Here is a 10,647-nt window from a genome sequence, read left to right on the forward strand (position 1 = left end):
TGCAATCTTGCCGATAATGATAACAGGTAGGTAATTAATATGGCAGTAGTAGGTTTATTCTACGGTAGCGATACAGGTAATACAGAAAACATCTCTAAGATGATTCAAAAAGAGATTGGTGCAAATTTAATTGATATTCGTGACATTGCAAAAAGTACGAAAGAAGATATTGAAGCCTATGATTTCTTATTATTCGGTATCCCAACTTGGTATTACGGCGAATCTCAAGCAGACTGGGATGATTTTATGCCAACCTTGAAAGAAATTGATTTTACAGGCAAAGTTATCGGTATTTTCGGTTGTGGCGACCAAGAAGATTACGCGGAATATTTTTGTGATGCAATGGGTACAATCCGTGACATCGTAGAAGAAAATGGTGCAGTCATTGTCGGGCACTGGCCAACAGAAGGCTATAACTTCGAAAGCTCACAAGCGGTCATTAATGATGAAACTTTTGTAGGTTTATGCATTGATGAAGATAGGCAACCTGAACTAACCGAAGGTCGCGTGAAAGCTTGGTGTAAACAGCTTAATGAAGAGATGTGTTTAAACCAATTAGCCTAATAATTGAATATAGAAATAACATTGAATGAGGACAAAAGGTGACAGTGATGTCTGATGAAAATATTAAATTACTGAAAAGTGTCGGTTTAAAAGTCACTGAACCACGCTTAACTATTCTTGCGTTAATGCAGGAAACTCGTGAACAGATGCAACATTTCTCAGCAGAAGATATCTACAAACTTCTGCTTGAAAAAGAATCTGATATTGGTTTAGCGACCGTTTATCGAGTATTAAATCAATTTGAAGAAGCGGGCATTTTGGTTCGTCATAACTTTGATGCCAATAAAGCTGTATTTGAATTGAATATTGAACAAGATCACGACCATATTATCTGTATGGATTGCGGTAAAGTATTTGAATTTAAAGATCCTGATATTGAACGTCGCCAACGCGAAATCAGTGAAAAACACGGTATGAAACTCGCAACTCATAGTTTATATCTTTACGGTAATTGCCAAGATATTAGTCATTGTGAAACGAAAGAGAAGAAATAGAAAAAATATAGTAAACAAAAGGCATATAGCCCAAATGGTTAATCAACTATATGCCTTTCTTCACTCCTATCATAGCAACACGTCTAATCAAATCTGGTTGAAAATTACCAAATAATTTAGCTTTCAAATATTTAATTATCCGTACAACTCCCACAAGATTTAACCGCTTGTTTTCGTTATAATACCCACAATTTTATCTAAGCATTTATCAAGAGAGTTTTGAATGGCGACTATTGCACAAAATCCACTGGTGTTAGTGGATGGTTCTTCTTATTTGTATCGTGCGTTTCACGCATTTCCACCGTTGACTAACCGAGAGGGCGAGCCGACGGGGGCGATGTATGGTGTGGTAAATATGTTGAAAAGTTTGATTTCACAAGTTGAGCCGAGCCATATTGCGGTGGTATTTGATGCGAAGGGTAAGACTTTTCGTGATGAGCTGTTTGAACAATATAAATCGCATCGTCCGCCGATGCCAGATGAGCTACGTTCACAAATCCAGCCATTGCATGCCATTATTAAGGCATTGGGGATTCCGCTGATTTCGGTTGAAGGCGTGGAAGCCGATGATGTGATCGGTACGCTTGCAGTGCAAGCTGCAAAAGAAGGCAAGCACGTTCTAATCAGCACAGGCGATAAAGATATGGCACAATTAGTGAACGATCATATTATGCTGATCAACACGATGAATAATACCTTACTTGACCGCGAAGGCGTGATTGAGAAATACGGTATTCCGCCTGAATTGGTAATCGATTGGCTTGCATTGCAAGGCGATTCGTCGGATAACATCCCTGGCGTGAAAGGCGTGGGCGAGAAAACCGCACTTGCCTTGTTGCAGGGTATTGGCTCGATTAAAACTATCTATGAAAATTTAGATAAAGTTGCCGAGCTTAGTTTTCGTGGGGCAAAAACCTTCGCACCAAAATTGTTAGCTGAAAAAGAGATGGCGGATCTTTCTTATTTATTGGCAACGATTAAAACTGATGTTGAGTTGGGCGTTACTCACGATCAACTCACTACTTCACCGCAAGATCACGATAAATTGGTGGAGCTTTTCGGCAAATATGAATTCAAAAAATGGCTCAATGAGGTAATGAATGGCACAAATCCTGTGACGACTAGCACCAAAGAGCGTATGCCGAACAATTATGCCGCAACGCAAGCGGTGGAAAAAGAGGAAAGTTTTGCAAAAGTGGAAATTGACCGTTCGAAATATGAAACGGTAACGACAGAAGCACAACTTGCAAAATGGATAAAGAAAATCCAAGCGGAAAAATTGGTTGCAGTCGATACCGAAACGAATGCGTTGGATGTGATGTCGGCAGAGCTTGTAGGGATTTCATTTGGACTAGCTTCTGGTGAGGCGTGCTATATTCCATTGACTCACAAAGAAGAAGTGAGCGAACAAGCGGGGCAGGGCGATTTGTTTGTAGAAAGCACTGCAACCTTGGGCTATGAATTAGTAAAAAATCAGCTTGATTTAACCGCTTGTTTAGCACAATTAAAGCCGATTTTAGAAGATGAGCAGATCAAAAAAATCGGGCAGAACATTAAATATGATTTAACGGTGTTTGCTAATCACGGCATTGAAGTACAAGGTGTGGCGTTTGATACAATGCTGGAATCTTACACCCAAAACAGCACAGGGCGTCATAATATGGACGACTTGGCAGAACGTTATTTAGGACATAAAACTATTGCGTTTGAAGAGATTGCGGGCAAGGGTAAAAATCAGCTGACCTTCGATAAAATTGCGTTAGATGTGGCCTCTGAATATGCGGCAGAAGATGCAGATGTAACGATGAAATTGCATCAAACCTTGTTCCCAGAGCTTGAAAAAACGCCGACTTTGTTGAAACTGTTTAACGAGATTGAAATGCCGCTGGTGCGTGTGCTTTCGCATATTGAACGCAATGGTGTATTGATTGATCCGCAAAAATTGTTGGCACAATCCCAAGAGATTGAACAGCGTTTGGCGGAAGTGGAAGCAGAAGTGCATCAAGCTGCGGGGCAGGAGTTTAACTTGGCTTCTACGAAACAGCTACAAGAAATTTTGTTTGAAAAACTCGGTTTGCCTGTGAAGAAAAAAACACCAAAAGGTGCTCCTTCAACTAACGAGGAAGTGTTGGACGAATTGGCTCAAGAAGGGCATATCGTGCCAAAATTGTTGATAGAACATCGTGGATTGAGCAAGTTGAAATCGACTTATACTGATAAATTACCGCAGATGATTAACCCAAAAACAGGACGAGTACATACCTCTTATCATCAGGCAGTAACCGCAACAGGGCGACTTTCTTCGAGTGATCCGAATTTGCAGAATATTCCAATTCGAAACGAAGAGGGCAGACGTATTCGCCAAGCCTTTATTGCTCGTGAAGGCTACAAAATTGTGGCAGCGGACTACTCGCAAATTGAACTTCGCATTATGGCACATCTTGCCCACGATGAAGGAATGCTAAAAGCCTTTACGGAGGGCAAGGATATTCACCGCTCAACAGCCGCGGAGATTTTCGGTGTGTCGCTTGAAGAAGTGACTAACGAACAACGTCGCAATGCAAAAGCGATTAACTTCGGCTTAATTTATGGCATGTCAGAATTTGGTTTATCGAACCAGCTCGGCATTTCTCGCCAAGAAGCTAGAACCTATATGGATGCTTATTTCAATCGCTATCCAAACGTATTGCAATTTATGACCGATATTAAAGCGAAAGCTGCAGAGCAGGGCTATGTGGAAACACTTTTAGGTAGACGCTTATATTTGCCAGAGATTAAATCAAGTAACGGAATGCGTCGCAAAGCGGCAGAGCGTGTGGCAATCAACGCACCAATGCAAGGCACAGCAGCAGATATTATCAAAGTTGCGATGATTGGTATTGATAAAGAAATTCTGGGGGATGAAAACATCAAAATGATTATGCAAGTACACGATGAATTGGTGTTTGAAGTGAAAGCGGAAATGGTCGAACATTACAGCCAGTTAATTAAGATGGAAATGGAAAAAGCGATAAAATTGCACGTACCATTGATTGCAGATGTGGGCGTGGGCGATAATTGGGATGAAGCACACTAGTTTTTAATACTAGTCTAATAGTACAACGGGAAACTTTTTATTTCCCAGTTGTCAAACGAGCAAATTCATTCCCAATATAAAAGGAAAATCAATGAACACATTATTCAAAAAATCGTTGTTTGGTATTGCAATTTTTTCGCTAATTTCAACCGCTTGGGCGGATGAAAAAGCGGTGGCAGAATTGCAAAGCCGTTTGGAAAAAGTGACCCAATATAGCGCGGATTTCGATCAAACCGTACGTTCTAGCAAAGGTAAACAAATTCAATCAGGTAAAGGCAAGTTTATGGTAAAACGCCCGAACTTGTTTAGAATGGATACCCAACAACCGCAAGAAAATCAGATTATCTCTGATGGCAAAAATTTATGGTTCTATGATCCATTTGTTTCACAAGTGACCGTAAATACAGTTGAAGATGCGGTGAATAATACGCCATTTGTGCTTTTAACCAGCAATAATAAAAGCCATTGGGATCAATATGATGTGACCCAAAATGCCGATACTTTCGTATTAAAACCAAAAGCGAAAAAAAGCAGTATTAAACAGTTTGATGTGCGAATTGATGCAAATGGCGTAATGAAAGGCTTTAGTACTATTGAACGCGATGGGCAAAGTAATCTCTATTTATTACGGAATATTGCATCATCAAATTTATCTAACGATTTATTCAAGTTCAGTGTACCGAAAGGTGCTGAAGTGGATGATCAACGTAAGAAATAATGATTTAAGTGTAGAAGATCAAACCCAATCTGACAGTCTCTCGTTTAAAACTTGTGCCTGTCAGATTAATTTAAAAACCAACACTTTTGTTTATCCTTTCTTTTTCTAAACTGGAAACTCTCACTTTTTAGTGTGATTTGTCAGATTAGGTCTGTTCTTCTACAGATTTTTATAGCCAGACTTTGTATAGCTAGTTATCTAGAGAAAAGCTATAAGTAATAAAAAACAAAAACCCCGAACCTTACGATGATCTGACCCCAAAAAAGTTAGACTGTTATTTAAAGGACTGCTTTCGATATTGTATCGGACTCAGTCCTTTTAATTTTACTTGAATGCACTCATGGTTGTAATAATGAATATACTCGTGGATCGTTTTTCCAGCTGTTCGTGTAAGCTCGCAAAAATCTTTGCATAGTTTCGCAAATTATTTTGCATAGCTAATCTCCAAAACCCCATGCAAAATAAAATGCAAAAACCCTCTTTAAATTAGCTTTAAAGAGGGTTTAAATTTAGAACCTATAAATCATATTATCCTCATAAATCCCATCTTTGGAAGCAGATGCTTTAACCACAATTCGATCGTAATTATCAAACGCTTGCCAATTATAAACCCACCCAACATAACTACTAAAAATAATCCAACATAAATGGGAAAAATTTGGATGAAGTGGGAAGAAATGAAAAAGGCGAAATGAAATAGAGTTACACATAGAGAAAAAGAAAACCCAGTGACTTTTTACGGTCACTGGGTTTGTTTTTTAGTGATTGGACAAACATATCGAACTGTCGTTTGGCAATTTCTTCTTTCTGCACGCGTTTGACGATTTTGTAGATCCATTGCAAAGATAAACCATACTTCTTAGCAAGATAGGCGTGATTATTGCCGGTGAACTTATTGAAAATTTGCTTTTCACGCTCACAGGCGAAAAGCGACATTGATTTCGGCACATACACATTCAAACCGCCCCAGTTGTAGCCCGTCTTCAATGCTACAATCATGCCGATATTTTCCGCAGTTTCCGCGTCCATTTCGGGGTAACATTCACGCACCGCCATTACCGTATATTTCGCCAAATCTGCCAATAAATCAGGGGCTTTGGTTTGAAAGTCATTATTGTCAAATTTGGCTTCATTCATCATTTACCTACTCGTTTTTTCCACTGTTTTAGTTGCTCAATAATAGATGCCGTTTGCTCACTATCCAGCTCACGCCAGTCTGTAACGTCCGCATAATATCGAGCAGCAAACGCATTCAACGCTGTTGAACTACTTTCCTCAGCCACTGCTTTCCATACTGCCCACAATTTCCGCTGAACGGCAGAAAGCTGTGAAACATCATGCGGTAAGCGAATTTTTGCACCTTTTTGTTGCAATATTTTGACCAGTTTCACTAGCTCTGAATAGCTTATATTTTTCGCAGAATTTTGGTAGAATTGCTGAGATAATAGACTTCGATAAGTCTCATCGTCCATTCCTAACTGACTTTTCCCAATATGCACCAGTTGTAATAATCGTTTTCTCATTGTTTACCCCTTAAAATTGCTTTCAATCGTTGTAAATTACTTTCCATTTTTGCCTTTTCCTGTGCCATTTCCTCCACACTTTTCGGCGGTGGTGACGGAAGCTCAGGATATTCACGCTGTGGCAAGGCTTCTAGCAGTTGTTTTGGCGTAGGAAACCAATCACAAGTTTGCCCAAGTGTCATAAATGCCGTCTCAAACCGCACCTTATCCAACTCCATATCCCACGACTTTTTATAAGTGATTACCCGATACCATGCTTCCAGTGTTGGCTGTATCACATCTTCCGTTGGCGAATTTTTTAGGCGTAACAGCAATAACATTGCCACGCCTTGAGCTAGCACAGGTTTTAGCCATTGATTGTTTTGCCCCATTCCAACGCTCCTTTAATTGCGTTCATTTTATTACTTGCAAGCGGTCGATTTTGCTCAGGATTTTGCACAGCCACCGCTGTGCTGATAGGCTTGTAGCCTGCAATAATTTCCAACAAATAACCATGCGACTTCATCGGCAGGGTAAAATTGACACGGCTCGCCATCATTTGGTTAATGGCATAAATCCACGCCTCAGGCGGTGCAGGAAACTCACTCCCATCACGTTTGATAGTCTTAGCCTGTATCATCGGTGTGAGTTCGCCCAGCAAGGTTGCCACACGGTCGAACGTGAGCGAACTTTTCGCAGGACGAAACAGCCCCAAATAACGAATTAAGGCTTCGCCTAACTCACCACTCACCAACAATGCCGCATTTAAGGCATCACTTGCTGCTTTGTTGGCAATCAACGCGTCCAACGAATGCAACGCTCCACACGCACTACATTTCACTTTCATTTTCGGTTCTCCTAATACAAGAAAACCGCCCGAAGGCGGTTTGGTTTAACAAGTTGGGTCAAAATGCTGAATATATTCAGGCTCGTCATCATCTTCCAGTAAGGATTTAATAACAGGATCATCGGTAAAAATCATTTTTGCCATTCCCATTAATACAGGCTCAATGCCGTCCTTATTTTCAACTTGTCCATTTACAGCCCAATCATTGTCTTCATCAAGGAAGAAATTAAAGTGAAGGTCAGCTGTGAAGCCTTTATCTGCTTCAGGTACTAAGCGAATAATTTGATACCAGCCTTTTGTTACGACAATAGGTATTGTTGTCATCAAATCAGTTATTATGGTTCTAACTTTGTTTGGCAGTTTAGCGGAATGTTTAGCACCTATCGTAAAGCTTAGTTCTTCTGTTGTTGGACAAACGCCAATAGAAACTGTGGTCAAATAATGTGCCGTCATATTCTTACCCCCATTTTCATCAAAATCCCCTTCGCATTACTTACATACACTTTGGCGTATTCCATTTGTTCTTTATCCAGTGATTTTTCAGCCTGTTCCAGCTGAATAATCGCTTGGCGAAGTTGCATTTTTAAGGCTTCTAGTGTGGAAATCATTGTCTTTTCTCCCGTTTACCTTGCCATGTTTTGCAGTAGGTTTTGCGCGTGTTGCACCACTCACGTTGTTTGAGTGTTACCGCTTGCTTTGCTGCTTCTCCCCACAATTCACTAGCTCGGGCATAATTGCCCGAACGTTCCATTGCTGCTGCGGTTTCCGTTGCTTCGCGATAGACTTCTTCTAGCACATCGCGGTCGATTTTCGGTCTTCGCCCCATTAGCGCACCTCCTCATCATTCGGTTTGATGATAAATTCTTCTTCATTCTCCCGAATACTCACACCTGCAATCGCCTTGGCGTTATTCGGGTCAGCAAGCAAGGCTTCTTTGTTCACTTCTTCTTTCACGCGTAAGAACTGAAACAGCCCCAAGTTCTTGATATTTTCAATCACTTTCGCCATCGAACTAATCCCCACCTTCGGCGGTTTGGCACGCCATTGTACTTCGCCGGTGGTAAAGTAAGCCGTCTTATGTTTGCCGCCGTTAGTGAGTTCTAAACGACGACTTTCACAAAACGCTTGCACCGCCTTTTGTAACGGCTTCACTTGTTCTTTCAGCGCAGTCAATTGTGCCGTGTATTTTTCATCAACAGCTGCTTTCTCATCCGCTTGCTGGGTGGTCAATCGTACCTGCTCACGCTCTAAATCGCCGATCTGTTTAATCGCCAACGCCACTTCATCTTGGGTTTGCAAGGCAATTTCTTGTACTTCGCTTTTTACTCTTGTCGCTCGTTTAGCCATTGTTTGTTACTCCTTTTTGGCAAGTATAAGGATAAAAATCTGCGTTAATTTTTGGGGTTAGGCTGCCGTTGGGCGAGCGGAGGTAAACTACACCGCTGATACAAAGTTCGGCATACGCCCACGTTTGCTTTTGTATCATTCCGTCATCACAGCCAGCCAACAAAAATGCGGTTAAAATTAAGGTTGTTTTTCTCATATCGCCCCCTAAACCTGCATCACTACATCGCCGTTCACTTTCGGCACACCTAAACTTTCTGCCAAGTTCATCGCCGCAGTTAGCAAGTTATTTACTGCGAGCGGATATAACAAGCTGGTGGTGGTTTTATTTCTTCCCACCGCCGTTAAGCGTTGTCGCACCGCTAAAAACGCATCTTCTTCAAAAATGTCGCTCAATTTTTTGCCCACTTTAGCCAAGCGGAACGCCACATAGTTTTCCAACTCCGCATCAAGGGGCGCGAGTTCCACTACTTCACAGCGTTGCACCACTTCGCGGACTTCGGTGTTGCGTTCGGAAAGTTTCAGCTTTAACTCAGGCTGACCAATCAACACAATCGAAATCAGCTTTTTAAAGCCATCTTCCAACTCAAAAAAGCGTTTCAAGTGTTTAAGCGTCGGAATTGGCAAGGAGTGCGCTTCTTCGATGATTAGCACGTTCGAATAGCCCGATTTACAGCTTTCTTTCAACACTTGATGCAACTGGCGAAAACGTGCTTCAGGCGAACGCTTCACGCTTTGCAGTGGGGCAAGGGTGGAAATAATCGCTTCGGCAATATGGGCTGCTTTGAGCGTTTTGCCCTTGATGTCGTTGTCTTCCATCGCGATAATGTAAGGCTCAATCACCGCAATCGGAGCGTTTTCGGCACGAATGCGGTCAATCAAATCCCGTCTGAGTGTGGATTTACCTGCACCACTTTCACCCACCACCGCCATAAAACCACCATGCTTGGCGGTTTGATAAAGCGACTCCCGCACATAACGAATGTCGCTGGTGACGAAAACTTCATCAGCCGAGCGAATATCGACGGAAAAAGGGTCAATCGGTAATAAAAAATGTTTCTTAGTGGCTGGAAATAAAGCCTGTTTTGCGAGTAACATAATCTCGTCCTTAATTTCTTTTGTTGTTTTAAGGGCTGAAGCGGCAGGCTCGGTCGCCAAACTTTCCCCTGTCGCTTCATCTTTCAATAGCTCGGCAAGCGGTTGGTTTATCCCAATCTTTTGCAAAGACGCTATTAAACTCTTCTCAAATGCCGCCCACTCCCGCACCCGTTGATTATGGTTTATCAACTGAGAAATGGTTGCAGGCGACACATTCATCATCTGTGCTAACTGCCTTAAGCTCACGCCCTTATCAATCAGCACCTGTTTTAACTTCAGCATAAAATGCTCCTTCAATAATTTCCCCTTTTTTGTAAAGAGGGGTTAGGGGAGATTTTTGGCAATCACGCCACTAATAGTTTCAAGTGTGAGCGTGTCGGCTCACTTGAAGACTTATATCGTAAAGATTTCTGGCATTGTGTGCAGTTAAGCGATTACCCAAGTGCGGACGGCTATTTGGACGGCGTAGAAGTTGTACGCAAGTCATTTCATACCTTGCTGCCAAAGTATGCCAACGGCCCGAAAGCCTTGTTTGTGTTAGATCCGACTTACCTTTGTACCAAACAAGAAAGTTACAAACAAGCCACCTATTTTGACTTGATTGACTTCTTGCGACTGGTCAATATCACTCGTCCGCCGCATGTGTTTTTTAGCTCGACGAAGTCGGAGTTTATTCGATTTGTGAATTATATGTTGGAAGACAAGGTGGATAATTGTCAGGCGTTTGAGAATGCCGAGCGGATACGATCAATGCCAAGCTGAACTACCAAGTGGCGTACGAGGACAATTTAGTCTATAAATTTTAGCTATGAAAAAGGCTTCACGTGATCACGAAGCCTTTGTTTTAGTCTTCTAGCTTCAACAAAATGGCACTATTCGACTACTTAATTAGCGATGATTTAGGTATTACTTTAGACGCAGATTTTATCCAAACTACAAATCACTCACTTTATTTTTGGGTTGCAACACCTTACACCACTATTAAAAATTGCAAAGCAGTGGAC

13 protein-coding genes and 3 pseudogenes are annotated in these 10,647 nt (G+C 41.6%); 5 read left to right on the forward strand and 11 right to left on the reverse strand.

Annotated features, from left to right (window positions below):
* Positions 1-39: 39 nt before the first annotated feature.
* The 4 genes from fldA (at position 40) to lolA (ending at position 4,852) form a co-directional block, all read left to right on the forward strand.
* On the forward strand, positions 40-564 hold the full coding sequence (gene fldA, locus KH943_RS06790; protein ID WP_304109324.1) for a flavodoxin FldA: 525 nt from the start codon (positions 40-42) through the stop codon (positions 562-564).
* A 47-nt stretch (positions 565-611) separates the two neighbouring features.
* Positions 612-1,058, forward strand: coding sequence for a ferric iron uptake transcriptional regulator (fur, locus tag KH943_RS06795; protein ID WP_005706201.1), 447 nt, complete (start codon positions 612-614; stop codon positions 1,056-1,058).
* A 223-nt stretch (positions 1,059-1,281) separates the two neighbouring features.
* Positions 1,282-4,134 carry a DNA polymerase I gene (gene polA, locus KH943_RS06800; protein WP_304109327.1) on the forward strand — a complete coding sequence of 951 codons (2,853 nt, stop codon included), beginning with the start codon at positions 1,282-1,284 and terminating at the stop codon, positions 4,132-4,134.
* A gap of 91 nt (positions 4,135-4,225) precedes the next feature.
* Positions 4,226-4,852: an outer membrane lipoprotein chaperone LolA gene (lolA, locus tag KH943_RS06805; protein WP_288320249.1), complete on the forward strand. Its 627-nt coding sequence runs from the start codon at positions 4,226-4,228 to the stop codon at positions 4,850-4,852.
* 274 nt (positions 4,853-5,126) lie between these two features.
* Here lolA and KH943_RS06810 read toward each other — a convergent pair.
* The 11 genes and pseudogenes from KH943_RS06810 to KH943_RS06860 form a co-directional block, all read right to left on the reverse strand.
* A pseudogene (locus tag KH943_RS06810) lies at positions 5,127-5,240 on the reverse strand (IS3 family transposase); the annotation flags it as partial.
* A 374-nt stretch (positions 5,241-5,614) separates the two neighbouring features.
* Positions 5,615-5,989, reverse strand: a pseudogene (locus KH943_RS06815) (Mor transcription activator family protein); the annotation flags it as partial.
* On the reverse strand, positions 5,989-6,375 hold the full coding sequence (locus tag KH943_RS06820; protein WP_304109334.1) for a regulatory protein GemA: 387 nt from the start codon (positions 6,373-6,375) through the stop codon (positions 5,989-5,991). The pseudogene KH943_RS06815 and the gene KH943_RS06820, both read right to left, overlap by 1 nt.
* Entirely contained in the window at positions 6,372-6,746 is a 375-nt protein-coding gene (locus KH943_RS06825; RefSeq protein WP_304109336.1) for a hypothetical protein, read from the reverse strand. Before KH943_RS06825 ends, KH943_RS06820 begins: the two co-directional genes overlap by 4 nt.
* Positions 6,722-7,201 carry a hypothetical protein gene (locus KH943_RS06830; protein ID WP_304109338.1) on the reverse strand — a complete coding sequence of 160 codons (480 nt, stop codon included), beginning with the start codon at positions 7,199-7,201 and terminating at the stop codon, positions 6,722-6,724. Before KH943_RS06830 ends, KH943_RS06825 begins: the two co-directional genes overlap by 25 nt.
* Before the next feature lie 45 nt (positions 7,202-7,246).
* Entirely contained in the window at positions 7,247-7,654 is a 408-nt protein-coding gene (locus KH943_RS06835) for a hypothetical protein (RefSeq protein ID WP_046067726.1), read from the reverse strand.
* Positions 7,651-7,809, reverse strand: a complete 159-nt coding sequence (locus KH943_RS06840) for a hypothetical protein (protein WP_165590249.1) — start codon at positions 7,807-7,809, stop codon at positions 7,651-7,653. The genes KH943_RS06835 and KH943_RS06840 overlap by 4 nt, the downstream gene beginning before the upstream one ends.
* On the reverse strand, positions 7,806-8,027 hold the full coding sequence (locus KH943_RS06845; protein ID WP_046067727.1) for an ANR family transcriptional regulator: 222 nt from the start codon (positions 8,025-8,027) through the stop codon (positions 7,806-7,808). The genes KH943_RS06840 and KH943_RS06845 overlap by 4 nt, the downstream gene beginning before the upstream one ends.
* The gene (locus KH943_RS06850) at positions 8,027-8,548 is read right to left on the reverse strand and encodes a host-nuclease inhibitor Gam family protein (RefSeq protein ID WP_046067728.1); all 522 of its coding nucleotides are present in this window, start codon (positions 8,546-8,548) and stop codon (positions 8,027-8,029) included. Before KH943_RS06850 ends, KH943_RS06845 begins: the two co-directional genes overlap by 1 nt.
* Positions 8,541-8,744 (reverse strand): hypothetical protein, encoded by a 204-nt coding sequence (locus KH943_RS06855; RefSeq protein ID WP_005640647.1) that lies wholly within the window; start codon positions 8,742-8,744, stop codon positions 8,541-8,543. Before KH943_RS06855 ends, KH943_RS06850 begins: the two co-directional genes overlap by 8 nt.
* An 8-nt stretch (positions 8,745-8,752) precedes the next feature.
* A complete protein-coding gene (locus KH943_RS06860) occupies positions 8,753-9,925 on the reverse strand; it encodes an AAA family ATPase (protein WP_304109360.1) in 1,173 nt (390 codons plus the stop codon).
* Between the two features lie 78 nt (positions 9,926-10,003).
* On the opposite strand from KH943_RS06860, the pseudogene KH943_RS06865 reads away from it, so the two are divergent.
* A pseudogene (locus tag KH943_RS06865) lies at positions 10,004-10,449 on the forward strand (hypothetical protein); the annotation flags it as partial.
* Positions 10,450-10,647 lie beyond the last annotated feature (198 nt).

The sequence above is a fragment of the Haemophilus parahaemolyticus genome, from assembly GCF_018373095.1.
Lineage (GTDB): Bacteria > Pseudomonadota > Gammaproteobacteria > Enterobacterales > Pasteurellaceae > Haemophilus_A > Haemophilus_A parahaemolyticus_A.

Coding starts and splice junctions, on each gene's coding strand:
- fldA (WP_304109324.1), top strand. CDS start 40: ATGGCAGTAGTAGGTTTATTCTACGGTAGCGATACAGGTAATACAGAA.
- fur (WP_005706201.1), top strand. CDS start 612: ATGTCTGATGAAAATATTAAATTACTGAAAAGTGTCGGTTTAAAAGTC.
- polA (WP_304109327.1), top strand. CDS start 1,282: ATGGCGACTATTGCACAAAATCCACTGGTGTTAGTGGATGGTTCTTCT.
- lolA (WP_288320249.1), top strand. CDS start 4,226: ATGAACACATTATTCAAAAAATCGTTGTTTGGTATTGCAATTTTTTCG.
- KH943_RS06820 (WP_304109334.1), bottom strand. CDS start 6,375: ATGAGAAAACGATTATTACAACTGGTGCATATTGGGAAAAGTCAGTTA.
- KH943_RS06825 (WP_304109336.1), bottom strand. CDS start 6,746: ATGGGGCAAAACAATCAATGGCTAAAACCTGTGCTAGCTCAAGGCGTG.
- KH943_RS06830 (WP_304109338.1), bottom strand. CDS start 7,201: ATGAAAGTGAAATGTAGTGCGTGTGGAGCGTTGCATTCGTTGGACGCG.
- KH943_RS06835 (WP_046067726.1), bottom strand. CDS start 7,654: ATGACGGCACATTATTTGACCACAGTTTCTATTGGCGTTTGTCCAACA.
- KH943_RS06840 (WP_165590249.1), bottom strand. CDS start 7,809: ATGATTTCCACACTAGAAGCCTTAAAAATGCAACTTCGCCAAGCGATT.
- KH943_RS06845 (WP_046067727.1), bottom strand. CDS start 8,027: ATGGGGCGAAGACCGAAAATCGACCGCGATGTGCTAGAAGAAGTCTAT.
- KH943_RS06850 (WP_046067728.1), bottom strand. CDS start 8,548: ATGGCTAAACGAGCGACAAGAGTAAAAAGCGAAGTACAAGAAATTGCC.
- KH943_RS06855 (WP_005640647.1), bottom strand. CDS start 8,744: ATGAGAAAAACAACCTTAATTTTAACCGCATTTTTGTTGGCTGGCTGT.
- KH943_RS06860 (WP_304109360.1), bottom strand. CDS start 9,925: ATGCTGAAGTTAAAACAGGTGCTGATTGATAAGGGCGTGAGCTTAAGG.